Annotated in this window: 14 protein-coding genes; 6 read left to right on the top strand and 8 right to left on the bottom strand. The window is 54.0% G+C overall.

Annotated features, from left to right (window positions below; all coding sequences use genetic code 11):
- The first annotated feature begins 5 nt into the window (after positions 1-5).
- The 3 genes from BZK42_RS04120 (at position 6) to BZK42_RS04110 (ending at position 2,390) form a co-directional block, all read left to right on the top strand.
- Positions 6-932 (top strand): amino acid ABC transporter permease, encoded by a 927-nt coding sequence (locus tag BZK42_RS04120; RefSeq protein WP_016153130.1) that lies wholly within the window; start codon positions 6-8, stop codon positions 930-932.
- On the top strand, positions 916-1,689 hold the full coding sequence (locus BZK42_RS04115) for an amino acid ABC transporter ATP-binding protein (protein ID WP_016153129.1): 774 nt from the start codon (positions 916-918) through the stop codon (positions 1,687-1,689). Before BZK42_RS04120 ends, BZK42_RS04115 begins: the two co-directional genes overlap by 17 nt.
- Positions 1,690-1,772: 83 nt before the next feature.
- Positions 1,773-2,390, top strand: coding sequence for a glutathione S-transferase family protein (locus tag BZK42_RS04110; protein ID WP_080858786.1), 618 nt, complete (start codon positions 1,773-1,775; stop codon positions 2,388-2,390).
- A gap of 69 nt (positions 2,391-2,459) precedes the next feature.
- On the opposite strand, the gene BZK42_RS04105 is transcribed toward BZK42_RS04110, so the two are convergent.
- A complete protein-coding gene (locus BZK42_RS04105; protein WP_016156557.1) occupies positions 2,460-3,770 on the bottom strand; it encodes an MFS transporter in 1,311 nt (436 codons plus the stop codon).
- Positions 3,771-3,843: 73 nt separating this feature from the next.
- On the bottom strand, positions 3,844-5,040 hold the full coding sequence (locus BZK42_RS04100; RefSeq protein ID WP_080858785.1) for an L-talarate/galactarate dehydratase: 1,197 nt from the start codon (positions 5,038-5,040) through the stop codon (positions 3,844-3,846).
- 271 nt (positions 5,041-5,311) lie between these two features.
- On the opposite strand from BZK42_RS04100, the gene BZK42_RS04095 reads away from it, so the two are divergent.
- Together BZK42_RS04095 and pptA are read left to right on the top strand one after the other, a co-directional pair.
- A complete protein-coding gene (locus BZK42_RS04095) occupies positions 5,312-6,364 on the top strand; it encodes a LacI family DNA-binding transcriptional regulator (protein ID WP_370468755.1) in 1,053 nt (350 codons plus the stop codon).
- Between the two features lie 34 nt (positions 6,365-6,398).
- Positions 6,399-6,626, top strand: coding sequence for a tautomerase PptA (gene pptA, locus BZK42_RS04090; protein ID WP_080858784.1), 228 nt, complete (start codon positions 6,399-6,401; stop codon positions 6,624-6,626).
- 39 nt (positions 6,627-6,665) lie between these two features.
- On the opposite strand, the gene BZK42_RS04085 is transcribed toward pptA, so the two are convergent.
- Positions 6,666-7,238 carry a flavin reductase family protein gene (locus BZK42_RS04085; RefSeq protein ID WP_053389788.1) on the bottom strand — a complete coding sequence of 191 codons (573 nt, stop codon included), beginning with the start codon at positions 7,236-7,238 and terminating at the stop codon, positions 6,666-6,668.
- A 157-nt stretch (positions 7,239-7,395) separates the two neighbouring features.
- Here BZK42_RS04085 and nhoA point away from each other — a divergent pair, with 157 nt between their 5' ends.
- Positions 7,396-8,241 carry an N-hydroxyarylamine O-acetyltransferase gene (nhoA, locus tag BZK42_RS04080; protein ID WP_080858783.1) on the top strand — a complete coding sequence of 282 codons (846 nt, stop codon included), beginning with the start codon at positions 7,396-7,398 and terminating at the stop codon, positions 8,239-8,241.
- Positions 8,242-8,298: 57 nt separating this feature from the next.
- On the opposite strand, the gene BZK42_RS04075 is transcribed toward nhoA, so the two are convergent.
- The 5 genes from BZK42_RS04075 to BZK42_RS04055 all read right to left on the bottom strand — a co-directional run bounded on the left by BZK42_RS04075 (position 8,299) and on the right by BZK42_RS04055 (position 15,981).
- Positions 8,299-9,192, bottom strand: a complete 894-nt coding sequence (locus BZK42_RS04075; protein WP_080858782.1) for a PhzF family isomerase — start codon at positions 9,190-9,192, stop codon at positions 8,299-8,301.
- 135 nt (positions 9,193-9,327) lie between these two features.
- The gene (gene narI / locus BZK42_RS04070) at positions 9,328-10,008 is read right to left on the bottom strand and encodes a respiratory nitrate reductase subunit gamma (protein ID WP_003833047.1); all 681 of its coding nucleotides are present in this window, start codon (positions 10,006-10,008) and stop codon (positions 9,328-9,330) included.
- Positions 10,005-10,700, bottom strand: coding sequence for a nitrate reductase molybdenum cofactor assembly chaperone (gene narW, locus BZK42_RS04065; RefSeq protein ID WP_053389785.1), 696 nt, complete (start codon positions 10,698-10,700; stop codon positions 10,005-10,007). The genes narI and narW overlap by 4 nt, the downstream gene beginning before the upstream one ends.
- On the bottom strand, positions 10,700-12,244 hold the full coding sequence (gene narH, locus BZK42_RS04060; RefSeq protein ID WP_016156550.1) for a nitrate reductase subunit beta: 1,545 nt from the start codon (positions 12,242-12,244) through the stop codon (positions 10,700-10,702). The genes narW and narH overlap by 1 nt, the downstream gene beginning before the upstream one ends.
- Positions 12,241-15,981 (bottom strand): nitrate reductase subunit alpha, encoded by a 3,741-nt coding sequence (locus BZK42_RS04055; protein WP_080858781.1) that lies wholly within the window; start codon positions 15,979-15,981, stop codon positions 12,241-12,243. The genes narH and BZK42_RS04055 overlap by 4 nt, the downstream gene beginning before the upstream one ends.
- Between the last annotated feature and the right edge of the window lie 86 nt (positions 15,982-16,067).

Below are 16,067 nucleotides of genomic sequence, written 5' to 3'. Positions count from 1 at the left end.
AGAAGATGAAAACGACGGAGAGTATTAAAGTCGTACCGGCGCGCTATCCTATGCGCACCGCAGGAGCAGTCATTGCCTTGTTTGTCCTGGCGGTGATTATCCAGTCCGTGGCGTTTAATCCGCGCTGGGAATGGGGCGTGTTTGCCCGTTGGTTCTTTGATCCGGTTATCTTGTCCGGCCTTGGGCAAACTCTGCTACTGACGCTTATCGGTACGCTGTTGAGTATTATCATCGGTGGTCTGCTGGCGCTGGCACGGCTTTCATCTTCCTGGTTGCTGAACGGTCTGGCATGGGGATACATCTGGCTGTTTCGTTCGTTACCGCTGATTGTGGTGCTCATCGTTTTGTACAACTTCTCCTATTTGTACGACACGCTGGCGATTGGTATTCCGTTTACTCCCATTCAATGGGGCAGTTTTGAGACCATCAATGTACTCGGCCAGTTTTCCACCGCGGTGGTTGGCCTGACGCTGGTGCAAAGCGCCTATACCGCTGAAATTATTCGTGGTGGATTTTTAGGGGTTGACCATGGCCAGTACGAGGCAGCGGCAGCGCTGGGCTTACCCGCATGGCGACGTACGCTGCGGATTATTCTGCCGCAGGCGCTGCGTACTATTTTGCCTGCTGGCTTCAATGAAATCATCAGTCTGGCGAAAGGGACGGCGATGGTATACGTGCTGGCAATGCCAGAGCTGTTCTACACCATCCAGATGATCTACAACCGCACGCAGGAAGTGATCCCGCTGTTGATGGTGGGTGCGGTGTGGTATCTGGTGATCACCAGCGTCCTGTCGTTAATTCAGCACCTGGTCGAACGCGCGCTGGCCCGCAGCGAGCGACGTTCAGCAATCAATACCGCCCGGGTGAGCCGTGCAGAAAAACGCAACCGTCAACGTCCGCAGCAGGAGGCCGTCCATGTCCCACTCGCCTGAAGGCCATATTTCCATTACCGGCGTCAGCAAATACTTCGGTCGCCACAAAGCGCTGGATAATGTGTCGCTGGAGATCCCTCCCGGAACGGTAACGGTTATTCTTGGCCCGTCCGGTTCAGGGAAATCCACACTCTTGCGGACGATCAACCATCTGGAGCGCGTCGATGAAGGGTTTATTCAAATCGATGGCGATTACATTGGTTATCGTCGGCAGGGAGACAAACTGTATGAGCTGAAAGAGGCGGAAATTTTGCGCCAGCGCGTTAACGTCGGCTATGTGTTCCAGAATTTTAATCTGTTTCCGCACTTAACGGTGCTGGAGAATTTGATTGAAGCGCCCATTGCGCACGGTCTGGCATCGCGTAAAGCCGCCACCGAGCGGGCATTAACTCTGCTTGATGCCGTTGGCCTGCGTAATAAAGCCGATGCCTGGTCGCGTCATCTCTCCGGCGGTCAGCAGCAGCGTATCGCTATAGCCCGTGCGCTGGCGCTAAATCCACGCGTTATGCTGTTTGATGAACCCACTTCAGCGCTGGATCCTGAACTGGTAGGCGAAGTTCTGGATGTCATCAAAGCACTGGCGCAGTCGGGAACCACGCTGGTTGTGGTGACGCACGAGATTGGGTTCGCCCGGGAAGTGGCGGATCAGGTGGTGTTTATGGTCGATGGCAAAATCGTCGAACAGGGCAGCAGCGAGCAGGTGCTGAATCATCCACGCCACACGCGCACCCAGCAGTTCTTGTCGAAAGTGCTGTGAACTTCAAGGGAAAGATAGGCAGGTCTGCATAGACTGACGAATGCTGCTCTACACTTAGGGTTTTAACTTTGGGGGGTTGCAGCATGATTAAGGTCTATGGGGGGCCGGGCTGGGGATCGGCCATCAGTGAAGTGATGCTCACACTGGCGGAGATCCCTTACAGCTTTATTGATGTTGATGGTTTTGACCGCGACGGGCCTTCGCGGGAGTTGCTTAAAAAAATGAATCCGCTGTGCCAGGTGCCCACACTGATACTGGAAAATGGTAACGTGATGACGGAAACGGCGGCGATCGCCCTGATGATCCTCGATCGTTGTCCTGAACTTGCGCCACCCGTTGGGCACGCTGAGCGCCAGCAGTTTCAGCGTCTGTTGATATGGCTGGTGGCAAATGTCTATCCAACGTTTACCTATGCCGATTATCCACAACGCTGGGTACCAGACGCCGCGGCGCAGTTGAAAAAGAACTGTATTGAGTACCGCAAATCGCTTTATATGTGGCTGAACGACCAGCTAAGCGCTGAGCCGTACGCGTTTGGCGATCAGCTAACACTGCTGGACGTTTATATTGCCGTTATGCGCACCTGGGGGCCGGGGCATGACTGGTTTCAGGACAACACGCCCAATATCAGCGCCATCGCTGACGCGGTTTGCCAGCACCCGCGACTGCGTACTGTACTGAAAAATAATAAGATTATTTAAACAAAAAAACGCTGTTCCGCAGGAGTGCAAATCCCGGAACAGCGGGCGAACTATCGCCATAAGCTTACATTACGCGACGGACGGGCTCAGCGTAATACGATCCAGTGGCCCCACGATAAACAGATAAGAAATCAGGCCAATCAGCCCCATCGAACCGACGTACAGAATGGCGTAATCGAATGACTGGGTATTCGCCAGAATGACGCCAATCACCAGCGGCGTGATAATACTCGCCATATTGCCGCACATATTGAATACGCCGCCAGCAATGCCGAGCACTTCTTTTGGGGAAGTATCGCTAAGTACGCACCATCCCAGATTGCCAAAGCCTTTGGCGAAAAATGCCAGACTCATCGCCGCGATAACCACAAATTCTGACGAGGTGTAGTTAGCGATAACGATGACACAGGAAAGTAACATTCCGCAGATAACGGGTAGCTTACGAGCAACCGTCAGGCTGTAGCCGCGTTTTAATAGCCAGTCTGAAAAAACGCCCCCTAACAATCCACCGATAAAACCGGCAATAGCAGGAATACTGGCGACAAACCCCACTTTAAGAATCGACATTCCTTTAGCCTGATACAGATAGGTAGGAAACCAGGTCAGGAAGAACCAGGTGATTGACGTCACGCAGAACTGCCCGATGTAAACGCCAATCATCATGCGGTTGACGCAGACGCTTTTTATTTGCGCAAAGGTAATCTTCTGTGGCTCTTTTTTATTTCCCAGCGACGGTTCGCCACCGCCTTCCCGGATATAGTCAATTTCCTGCTGGTTTACCTTCGGATGATGCATAGGATCTCTGACTTTTACCAGCCAGAAGATGCCAAGAATAACGCCAATCGCCCCGATGTAATAAAAAACAAAGTGCCAGCTGAGATTATGCAAAATAATCGTCATTAACGGTGTAATTACCCCTAACGAGATATATTGCGCGGCCTGGTAAACTGAGGTGACAAATCCTCGTTCGTTATTAGGAAACCACTGCACGCTTAATCGGCTGTTGGCAGGAAAGGCCGGAGCCTCAATGGCACCCATCAGTAAACGTAAGATAATCAATACCACAAGTGGACTGGCGTACAGATAAATGGTGCCCTGAAACATGGTCACCAGCGACCAGCCAATCAGGGCGCAGCCGTATACCAGACGAGAACCGTAGCGATCAAGTAGCCAGCCGCCAGGCAATTGCATAATGACATAAGAAATACCGAAGGCAGAAAAGGCCAGCCCCATTGCTTCGGGATCAAAACCTAATTCTTTGCTCATAATCGGAGCCACGACGGATAACGTCGCGCGATCGGCGTAATTAAATACGGTGGCAAGAAACAGAAATATCAAAATACCGTAACGCACTTTTGTGCGCTTTATTATTGTGTTCATCACCCACTCCTTTCATAAGGTTGAGAGCGTTTCTGTAGGGAAGAGGGCGGGTATTACTTACCCGCCAAATAAATTATGGATGTTTACCAAACTCGCAGGTTAATTGCGTCCAGCGGCGTGTCTGCTCGCTGATGCTGAACCCCAGACCGTGACGGTCGGAAACCCACATCCGCCCATCGCGCAGCTCAAGCTGTTCATTAAATAACGGGTTCAGCCATTCGAAATGTTCCAACCATGGCTCAAGCGGGTAAGCGGCGGACAGATGCAGGTGAACTTCCATGGCAAAGTGCGGAGCCAGTTTGCGACCGTGTTTCGCCGCCAGGTCCATAATTTTCAGAAACGGTGAAATTCCCCCCACACGCGGTGCATCGGGCTGCACAAAATCACTGGCATTACCGAGGATCAGCTGTTCATGTTCGCGGAAGCTGGTCAGCATTTCACCGGTAGCAATCGGGGTATCAAGCGCGGCGGCCAGTTGGGCGTGACCTTCCACATCGTAGGCATCCAGCGGCTCTTCAATCCAGATCAGATTGAACTGCTCCATTTTTCGTCCCATACGAATGGCGGTTTCTCGATCCCACTGCTGATTGGCATCGACCATCAGCGGGAAGTCATCGCCCAGCGCTTCACGCACCGCGGTTAAGCGGCGAATATCCTCGGCGCAGTTTGGCTGACCAACCTTGAGTTTGATGCCGCCAATGCCGTTTTCACGGGAAATAACGACGTTTTTGAGCACCTGATCCAGCGGCGTATGCAGGAATCCGCCGGAAGTGTTGTAACACTGCACGGAGTCCCGGTGTGCACCCAATAGTTTTGCCAGCGGCAACCCTGCACGCTTGGCCTTCATATCCCACAAGGCGATATCGATAGGGGAGATAGCCTGAACCGCCATGCCACTGCGCCCCACGGAAGCTCCAGCCCACAGCAGCTTGGTGTAGATCTTGTCGATATCGTTTGGATCTTCGCCTAACAGGTTATCGGCAATTTCTTTGGCATGAGCATAGATTCCCTGGCCGCCAGCCCGTTTGGAGTAACTAAATCCAACGCCTTCAAACCCGTCGCGACTGCGGATCTCCGCGATAATAATGGCAACTTCGGTTAGGGGTTTCTGGCGACCGGTCAGCACTTTGGCATCGCTCACGGGTGTTGCCAGAGGAAGGAAAGCCAGGGACAGCTTAACCCACTCGATACGGTCGCCGGTTTCAGCCGCGGTTTTTGCATTGGCTGATTTGGCATACGTTACGGCATCGGAATTCGCACTTAATGACATTTTAATCTCTCCTGGTGATAACAAATGATTGCGCTAACATTTTTAGTGTTAGCGCAATCATTGCGCCAGCGAATTGAATGCGTTTTGAACAATCGCTCACAAATACTGAGACGAAAGGGCAGTAACTTGTTAACAGCATCACATTCCAATACTTTATGGGTAAATGCACAAGTCATTATGATGGCGCTATCATTTCAGATGGCGCTAATTAACTAAGCTGCTGTTTTCTCAGCGTTATCGTAGAGGGGCGCTGGCAATAGCCGAAATCATGATGAATAATGCCAGGATAAATCAGCGATTTTTGACAAGGGCATCGACAGTGAAAAATCCCAGACCTCCGCGCGCACCCACGCTGGAAGATGTTGCCCGTACCGCGGGATTGTCGCCCATGACGGTGAGCAGGGCGTTGAATACCCCGCAACTGGTGCGCCCGAGAACGGTTGAAAAAGTGATGCAGGCGGTACGCGCCACTGGCTATATTCCCAACGCGCTGGCCGGGGGGTTGGCGTCGCGTCGCAGTAAGCTTATTGCTGTGGTTGTCCCACAAATTAACAACAATATGTTTGTCGATACCATCCAGTCATTAAGCGATGAACTGGCTGAACGCGGATACCACATCTTGCTCTGCGTGTCGGGTTATACGCCGCAAACAGAGGCTGAGCTGGTGGCGACGCTGCTTTCTCGTCGCCCGGATGGTGTAGTGCTCACCGGTATCCATCATACCGCCGAGCTGAAAAAGGTGATTCTTAATGCGGCCATCCCGGTCGTGGAAATTTGGGATTTAACGCCAACGCCCATCGATATGCTGGTGGGGTTTTCGCACGAAAAAGTCGGGCAGGCGGTAGCAGACTATTTGCTGGACAAAGGGTATCGCCGTCCTGGTTTGCTATGGACCGCCGATCGCCGGGCAGGCCAGCGTAAACAAGGACTGTGCGATGCGCTGAGTCGTCATGGTATCGCGGCTGGCGCACAGGTGGATGTCCCGCTTCCTGCCTCTCTGGCATTGGGGCGTAGCGGGTTGGCACAGCTATTGGCTGAACGCGCGTTTGATGTCATCGTCTGTAGCTCAGATACGTTAGCTCAGGGGGCGATCATGGAAGCCGAAAGCCGTGGTCTACGCGTGCCGCAGGAATTAGCGGTAATCGGTTTTGGCGATCTCGACTTTGCCGCCAGTAACCGACCAGCCATCACCACCGTCAGCGTCGACAGACGGGCTATTGGACAACGCGCCGCCTCTCTGCTTGCCGATCGTATCGAACAAATTCCGCGTGAAGACGATATTATTGATGTTGGATTTCACCTGGTGGAACGAGAATCCGCATAAGTTAACTGCATCCCAAAACAATAAGGAATCTGCTATGCCGCACGTCGATATCAAATGTTTTCCTCGCGACCTGAACGACGAACAAAAATCCGCGCTGGCGGCGGATATTACCGACGTCATTATTCGTCATTTGCAAAGCAAAGACAGTTCAGTGAGCGTGGCGCTTAATGAAATTGAGCCCGCGGCGTGGCAGGGCGTGTGGGATGCGGAGATTGCGCCGCAGATGGCAAGGTTGATTAAAAAACCCGGCTACAGCATGTAAGAAAAAACGGGCGGAAAATCCGCCCGTTTTGTCGTGCCATTATTCAGCTGCTGTTATGAGTTTTCCACTGGTGACAAACGTTCCGGCCCCAAGGTGATGCAGGGTATTGAGCTTGCCATCATCAAACTGCCAGCGTCCTTCCACGAAGGCTCGCTCATCAGCGGCAGCCGAGACCACTTCACCAAACAGCGTGTCATATTTTTCCTGTGCCGCAGTGGCAGGCAACAGGCGGCACTCCATCCAGGCCAGACATTTTGCTTCAATCAGCGGTAAACCCAGTACCGGTCCCTGCACCACGGGAATGCCGTAGCAGTTGAATTTATCTTCCACACGACCGGAAACGCTGCCTACGGCCCAGGTCCAGTTGGCGGCGGCAACGCCCGGAATAACGATGCCGAATTTGCCGCTACGTTCAATGAGCTCACGTGACCAGGCGGTCTTGTCGACAACAATCGCGATCCGCGGTGGTTCAAACTCCACGGGCATTGACCACGCGGCAGCCATCACATTTCGCCGCTCGGTATGCTCATCCCGGCTGGTGATTAATATCGTTGGGCCGTGATTTAGCAACCGACTGGCATGTTTTAATTCGATCGGACGAAAATGGCTCATGGATGCTCCTTGGCTGAGAGATAACACACCACAATAAACATAGATATTAACGGTATTAGCGATTTTGTCGCCTCGTCTGGAGGAACAACGCACAAAATCGACGGCGCAAAATTAAAAATGCGCTATAAGTACTGCATTAATCGAACAGGAACTCCGTATGACGCCTTTTTTAACCGCTTATTTTGCCCGTATTGGCTGGTCAGATTTGGCCAGGGTCAACATTGAAACCTTACGGGCGCTACATTTACTGCACAACGCCGCCATACCTTTTGAAAACCTGGATGTATTGCTTCCAAGAGAGATGCAGCTTGACGATTTGTCATTGGAGGAGAAGCTGGTGACGGCGCGTCGCGGCGGCTATTGTTTTGAACAGAACGGAGTATTTGAGCGAGCGCTACGCGAAATCGGTTTTACCGTACGCAGTCTGCTCGGACGAGTGGTACTGGCGAACCCGTCAAGCCTGCCACCACGCACGCATCGTCTGTTGCTGGTTGAGTTGCAGGGAGAGCAGTGGATCGCCGACGTTGGCTTCGGCGGGCAAACGCTGACGGCGCCGATTCGTCTGCAGGCGAATGTTGAGCAGAAGACACCACACGGCGAATATCGGCTGATTCAGGAAGGTGAAGACTGGATCCTACAGTTCTGTCATCACGAACACTGGCAATCAATGTACCGTTTCGACCTGGTCGTACAGCATCAGAGCGATTATCTGATAGGCAACTTCTGGTCCGCTCACTGGCCGCAATCACATTTTCGCCATCATTTGCTGATGTGTCGTCATCTGCCTGACGGCGGGAAATTAACGTTAACCAATTTTCATTTCACCCATTATCAGGATGGACACGCGGTAGAACAGATTAATCTACCTGACGTCGCCAGTCTGTATGCTTTGTTGCAGGAGCGGTTTGGCCTGGGCGTGGATGACGTGAAGCATGGCTTTACCCAGGATGAGCTGGCGACGGTAATGGCGGCGTTTGATACGCATCCGGACGCGGGGAAATAGGGGCATCGGGATTAGTGCCGGATTGGCGTAATCGCCTTATCCGGCCTCCGGGAACAATTAAAAATCTATCGTCCATTCTGCGTGAAACAGGATCACCGCCGAACCGGTAATGGTGACTTTTTCTGGCTGGTTATCACGGATAGTCACCGTCACATCAACAATACCGTCGCGCCCGAGCGCACGGCCCTGATGTCCCTGAACACGTAACGTTTTCCCATCATGCGCCATCAGCCCATGGTGAACCAACCACGCGCCCATTGGACCGTTGGCATTGCCGGTAACCGGGTCTTCCACAATCCCAATTGCAGGCGAAAACATGCGGCCATCGGTGGCGTTTTCGCCCGGGCGGATTTGAAAAGGAAAGAAGCCGTTACAGCCAATTTGTTGGCTGATGGCTGTCAGAGCCTGCAAATCAGGGGAAAGGGCGTCGAGGTCCACCTCGGGCTTGAGCGGAATCATCACTTTCGAATGCCCGGTGGTAGCAACCTGAATCGGCAAGCCTGCCAGCATATCGTCTTCGCTCAGGTGTAGGGCATCGATAATCGCACCACGAATAGCCCCTTCCAGCGGAGGTTCAAATCCGGGTACGCCTTGCTCAAGGCTAATACGATAGTCATTCCCGGTAGCTTCGATATCCACCCGATGACGACTAGCCAGCGAGGTTTGCCAGACTGTACTGTTGCCCAAACCAAGCACGTTTGCCCGCACATAATGTGCAGCGACGGTAGCATGCCCACAGATAGGAACTTCGACCGTCGGCGTGAAATAGCGGATGCGAACATCGCTGTCGTCGCTGGTCAGCAGGAAAGCGGTTTCCGAATGACGCAGCTCGCGAGCAATGAGTTGCATCTGCGCTTCGCTCAGTCCGTCAGCATGCAAAACCACGCCTGCTGAATTGCCGCGAAAGGGTACCGAGGTAAAGGCATCGACGTGGTAAACCTGTGGTTTCATTAACGTTCTCCCTGGAATGGAGAAGCATCATAACGTGCAAAATACCGGATGGCGATGATCGCTATCTTATCCGGCCCACGGTACCTGGTTGTAGGCCGGATAAGGCGTGTCGTCACCCGACATTTCAATGCGAATTTATCGGCGTGAACGCACTATTTGATAGCGGCGGGTAAAGTACTCAAACGGCGCGCTCCACACGTGAACCAGGCGTGTGAACGGGAACAGCAGGAAGATAGTCATCCCCAAAACCAGGTGCACACGGAAAATCAACGCCACGCCATCCAGATGCGCAGACGCGCCGCCCTGGAAAGTCACCACCGACTGCGCCCAACCTACCAGTTTCAGCATTTCACTGCCGTCAGGATGCTGCGCAGAGAATGGGATGGTGGTTAAGCCGAGGATACACTGAATCAGCAGAACGCAGAGGATCAGGATATCGGCAGTGGAGGAGGTTGCACGAATGCGCGGATTGGTCAAACGACGTACCAGCAAGCCAGCGCCACCGACCAGCGTCAGCACGCCACAGAGCCCACCGGCGATCATCGCCATCTGCTGCTTCACCGCAATCGGCAGGAACCAGGCATACATCCAGTGCGGGGTTAACATGCCAAACAGGTGCCCGAAAAAGATCCCCAGAATGCCGATGTGGAACAGGTTTGACCATAACACCATGCCGCGTTTGTCCAGCATCTGGCTGGAAGAGGCTCGCCAGGTGTATTGCCCGTAGTCATAGCGTAGCCAACTGCCGAGGATAAACACCGTGCCACAGAGGTACGGGTAGATATCGTAAAAAAAGACGTTCAGGTACTGTATCATTTCGGGCCTCCCGCGCTGACGTCGACATACTGAGGTGCCACGTCCTGGCTAAAGCGTCGTTGATAGTTTTGTAACGGTGAACTGTCACAGGCGGTGGCGTTATCCTCGATAAACTTCACCTGTTCCTCTTCCCAGACGGCATCCAGCGCCTGTCGGGTATCGTCGCGGGTTTCCGTGCCAACTTGTTTAGTGACACTGTCACTTGAAAGAGGGCTTCCGGCAAGCAGTAGCAGGGCGTCAAACAGTTGATACCACGGCGTATCACGCTGTTTCAAACGCCCCCCCAGCAGCGCCAGAATCGGTGCGACGTTCTGCAATCCTTCTTTGGCCTCCGCTTCCGGCAACACGCTTAAGTACTCCAGATACAGCGGCAGATGATCCGGCAGTTCGCGGCAGTCGAGCTGCAGTCCGACCTTTTCGTACTGCGCCAACAGATCAACCATCGCCTGGCCCCGATCGCGAGACTCGGCGTGCACGTGCTCAAACAGCAGCAGAGAGGTGGCCCGACCCCGGTCAAATATCTCACACCATTCGGCTTGTTTATCCAGTAATGGCGCATTGAGCAGCCCTAGGCTAAATTCGGTAAGCATTGGGGCATCGCTGGCCACAAGCGCCAGCGCCTCGTCTTTACACTCCCACAGCAACTCGTCGGGATATTCCATCAGCAGGCCGATAACCTTCAGGATTTGCATTATTCACCCTCCGCTTTATCACGCACTTCGGTGATGTCGATGGCGTCAATACGACTGCTGTTAAACAGGTTGAATTTGGTATCTGAACCATGGCAGCCGTCGCCAAAGGTAAATCCGCAACCGTTTTTCTCCGGGAACGCATCACGCGCCATTTCACGGTGGCTGGTCGGGATCACGAAGCGGTCTTCATAGTTGGCGATGGCCAGATAGCGATACATCTCTTCAACCTGCTCAACGGTCAGACCCACTTCCTCAATCGCGCGGGTGTCCGTAACGCCTTCTACGGTTTGCGAACGCATATAATGGCGCATGGCCATCATTCGTTTTAGCGCGCGCAGCACCGGACCGGTATCGCCCGCGCTAAGCATGTTGGCAAGGTACTGAACCGGAATTCGCAGTGATTCAACCGCTGGCAGAATGTTGCCATTGTGCGGCAGTCCCCCCGCGTCAGCGACCGACTGAATCGGCGACAACGGCGGTACATACCAGACCATCGGCAGGGTGCGGTATTCCGGGTGCAGCGGCAGCGCCAGCTTCCAGTCCATCGCCATCTTGTAAACGGGCGAACGTTGGGCCGCTTCGATGACGTTGTGCGGAATACCTTGTTTTAATGCCTCTTCAATGACCGCCGGGTCGTGTGGATTGAGGAACACATCGCACTGACGCTCGTAGAGATCGGTCTCATGCTCGGTGCTGGCAGCTTCTTCGATGCGGTCGGCGTCATACAGCAATACGCCAAGATAGCGGATGCGTCCCACGCAGGTTTCCGAACATACCGTCGGCTGGCCGGACTCAATACGCGGGTAGCAGAAAATGCACTTCTCTGATTTACCGCTCTTCCAGTTAAAGTAGATTTTTTTGTACGGACAACCGCTGATGCACAAGCGCCAGCCGCGACATTTATCCTGGTCGATCAACACGATGCCGTCTTCTTCACGCTTATAGATGGCACCGCTCGGGCAGGTGGCGACACAGCTAGGGTTCAGGCAGTGTTCGCACAAGCGCGGTAAATACATCATGAAGGTGTTTTCGAATTGCCCGTACATCTCCTTTTGCATTTTCTCAAAGTTACGGTCGCGGGCACGTTTTGAGAACTCACCGCCGAGCAACTCTTCCCAGTTAGGACCCCAGATAATCTTGTCCATCCGTTTGCCATCTATCAGCGAACGCGGACGTGCGGTGGGCTGATTCTTGCTTTCCGGCGCGCTATGCAGATGCTGATAATCGTAGGTAAAGGGTTCGTAATAATCATCGATTTGCGGGATCACCGGGTTAGCAAAAATTTTGGTGATAACGCCCATCTTGCCGCCCAGGCGCGGCCTTATCTTCCCGTTAACATCGCGAACCCAGCCGCCTTGCCACTCTTCCTGATCTTCCCAGTTTTTCGGATAGCCAATGCCTGGCTTGGTCTCAACGTTGTTAAACCACGCATATTCCATCCCTTCACGTCCGGTCCAGACGTTTTTACAGGTGACGGAGCAGGTGTGGCAGCCGATGCACTTATCCAGATTAAGAACCATGCCTACCTGTGAGCGTATTTTCATTTTTTCGCCTCCTGTACCTGATCGCGACCTTCATCATCCAGCCAGTTAATATTTTTCATTTTTCTAATCATGATGAACTCATCGCGGTTAGAGCCGACTGTGCCGTAATAGTTGAAGCTGTATGCCAGTTGCGCATAGCCGCCGATCATGTGCGTGGGTTTCGGGCAGACGCGGGTGACTGAGTTATGGATCCCGCCGCGCATACCGGTGACTTCCGAGCCAGGGATATTCATGATTCGCTCCTGAGCGTGATACATCATGGTCATTCCCGGCGGCACGCGCTGACTCACCACAGCCCGCGCGGTGAGCGCGCCGTTGGCGTTAAAGGCTTCAATCCAGTCGTTATCCTCAATGCCCAGCTCTTTAGCATCGGTCTCACTGATCCAGACAATGGGGCCGCCGCGCGACAGCGTCAGCATCAGCAGGTTTTCGCTGTAGGTAGAGTGGATCCCCCATTTCTGATGCGGAGTCAGGAAGTTGAGCGCTTTTTCCGGGAAGCCGTTAGGCGGAACTTCGCGCATATTGCTGACGCTACGGGTATCGATAGGCGGACGATATGCCACCAGACTTTCACCAAACGCTCGCATCCACGCGTGATCCTGGTACAACTGTTGGCGACCGGACAGGGTTCGCCACGGGATCAGCTCGTGGACGTTGGTATAGCCTGCGTTATAGGAGACATGTTCACTTTCCAGCCCGGACCAGGTGGGGCTGGAGATGATTTTGCGCGGCTGCGCCTGAATATCGCGAAAACGGATTTTCTCGTCTTCTTTGTTCAACGCCAGATGCGTATGCTCGCGTCCGGTCATCGCTCCCAGCGCTTCCCAGGCTTTCACCGCCACCTGACCGTTCGTTTCCGGTGCGAGGGCGAGGATCACCTCAGACGCGTCCAGCGCGGTGTCTATCAGTGGTCGGCCTTTCGCCGGACCTTCGCGTTTGGTGTAGTTAAGCTTGCCGAGGAAATCGACCTCCGCCTGGGTATTCCACGTAATACCTTTCCCGCCGTTACCGAGCTTGTCCATTAGCGGACCAAGCGAAGTGAAGCGTTCGTAGGTGGCGGGATAGTCACGTTCCACGACGGCAATATTGGGCGCCGTTTTCCCCGGGAGGAGATCGCATTCGCCTTTACGCCAGTCCTGAATGTCAAACGGCTGCGCCAGCTCTGCCGGGGAGTCGTGTTGCAGCGGTTGTAATACCACATCCGTTTCTTGCCCAAGGTGCCCGACGCAAACCTCAGAGAAGACTTTGGCGATGCCTTTATAAATTTCCCAGTCGCTCTTCGATTCCCACGCAGGATCGACCGCCGCCGACAGCGGGTGAATAAACGGATGCATATCCGAGGTGTTCATATCGTCTTTTTCATACCAGGTGGCGGTCGGCAAAACGACATCGGAGAACAGGCAGGTACTCGACATACGGAAATCGAGCGTTACCAGCAGATCAAGCTTGCCCTCTATCGCCGCGGACTGCCATTCCACCTCTTCAGGTTTAATACCTTCGCTTGAACCGAGCGCTTCCCCCTGGATCCCGCTTTCGGTACCCAGCAGATACTTGAGCATGTATTCATGCCCTTTACCGGAGGAGCCGAGCAGGTTAGAGCGCCAGACGAAGAGATTACGCGGATGGTTGTTACCACTATCCGGCTGCTCGCAGGCAAAACGAATTTCACCCGATTTCAGCGCCTGTGCAGTGTATTGCGCAGGCGACACTCCCGCTTGTTCTGCCTTTGCTTTGACGGTCAGAGGGTTGAGGTTGAGCTGCGGCGCGGACGGCAGCCAGCCCATTCTTTCTGCCCGCACGTTAAAGTCGATCAAATGTCCGCTAAACTTCGACGCGTCAGCCAGCGGAGAGAGGAGTTCCTGAGCGGTGAGTTTTTCATAACGCCACTGGCTGGAGTGATTGTAGAAAAACGAGGTGCTGTTCATCTGACGCGGCGGGCGGTTCCAGTCCAGCGCAAAGGCCAGCGGCAACCAACCGGTTTGCGGACGCAGTTTCTCCTGACCCACATAGTGCGCCCAGCCGCCGCCGCTTTGTCCCACACAACCGCAGAACACGAGGATGTTAATCATTCCACGGTAGTTCATATCCATGTGATACCAGTGGTTGACGCCAGCCCCGAGGATAATCATCGAACGGCCATGGGTTTTGTGCGCCGTATCGGCAAACTCACGGGCGATTTGTTCGATATGACGACGAGGGACACCGGTAATTTGCTCTCCCCAGGCCGGGGTGTAGGCTTTCATTTCGCTGTAATCTTGCGCGCTATGAGCGTCATCCAGACCGCGGTCGAGGCCGTAATTCGCCAGCACCAGATCATAGACGCTCACCACCGGGCAACGGCTGCCATCGGCGAGGGTAAGATGTTTTACCGGCAGTTGACGAATCAGCACGGGTTCCTGTTTCACGCTGCGAAAATGTGGGTTTTCGTTACCGCCGAAGTAGGGGAATGCCACGCCAGTCACTTCATCATGCTGACCGAGCAGCGAGAGGGAAAGTTCTGTTTCAGCGCCAGCCGCCAGTGGCTCCAGGTTCCATTTACCTTTCTCGCCCCAGCGAAAACCGATAGACCCGTTCGGGACCACCAGTTCGCCAGCAGTGTTAAAGGCCACGGTTTTCCACTCCGGATTGTTACTTTCGCCCAGACCATCGACAAGGTCTGAGGCGCGCATCATGCGCCCTGGAACGTAGCTGCCATCTTCCCGGGCATCCAGCAAAACCAGCATCGGCATATCGGTATAGCGACGACAGTAATTGATGAAGTAATCGCTTGGATTGTCGAGGTGGAATTCTTTCAGAATCACGTGGCCCATCGCCATCGCCAACGCGCTGTCTGTCCCTTGCTTGGGGGCCAGCCACTGGTCGCACAGTTTGGCGACTTCCGAGTAATCCGGCGTAATGGCAATCGTCTTGGTGCCTTTGTAGCGTACTTCAGTAAAAAAGTGCGCATCCGGGGTACGGGTCTGCGGCACGTTTGACCCCCAGGCGATGATGTAGCTGGAGTTATACCAGTCGGCGGATTCTGGAACATCGGTCTGTTCGCCCCAGGTCATCGGTGATGCAGGCGGTAAGTCGCAGTACCAGTCATAGAAGCTCAGGCAGGTTCCGCCCAGTAGCGAAAGATAACGTGTGCCTGCGGCATAGGAGACCATCGACATAGCAGGGATCGGGGAGAACCCGGCCACGCGATCCGGGCCATAGGTTTTCACCGTCCAGACGTTGGCGGCAGCAATGAGCTGATTAAGCTCTTTCCAGTTGGAACGGATAAAACCACCGCGCCCGCGTACCTGCTTGTAGCTCTGGCATTTTTGCGGGTCGTTCATAATGGATTCCCAGGCCAGCACCGGATCGGGCTGGCGGGACAGGGCGTCGCGCCACAGTTCGATCAGACGTTTACGCACCAGGGGATATTTCAGACGGTTGGCGCTGTAAAGATACCAGGAGTAGCTGGCACCGCGCGGGCAGCCACGGGGTTCATGATTTGGCAGGTCAGGGCGGGTACGCGGGTAGTCGGTTTGCTGCGTTTCCCAGGTCACCAGTCCGTTTTTGACGTAGATTTTCCAACTGCATGAGCCGGTACAGTTAACGCCGTGGGTAGAACGCACAATTTTGTCGAACTGCCAGCGCTGACGATAGCTGTCTTCCCAGTCCCGGTTGGTGTGCATCACTTGCCCGTGCCCATCGGCAAACGTATCGCCCTTTTGTTTAAAGTAGCGAAAGCGATCGAACAGTTTACTCATGACATAACTCCTGCTTTGAGAATATTGCCGACGGTGAATCGAACGGTAGGCCGGATGGCGGTTAACGCCTTATCCGGCCTATCGAA

Source organism: Citrobacter braakii (assembly GCF_002075345.1).
In the GTDB taxonomy this organism is placed as follows: domain Bacteria; phylum Pseudomonadota; class Gammaproteobacteria; order Enterobacterales; family Enterobacteriaceae; genus Citrobacter; species Citrobacter braakii.
The sequence above is the reverse complement of the archived record's forward strand: the minus strand, read 5'-3'. Positions and strand labels throughout refer to the sequence as shown.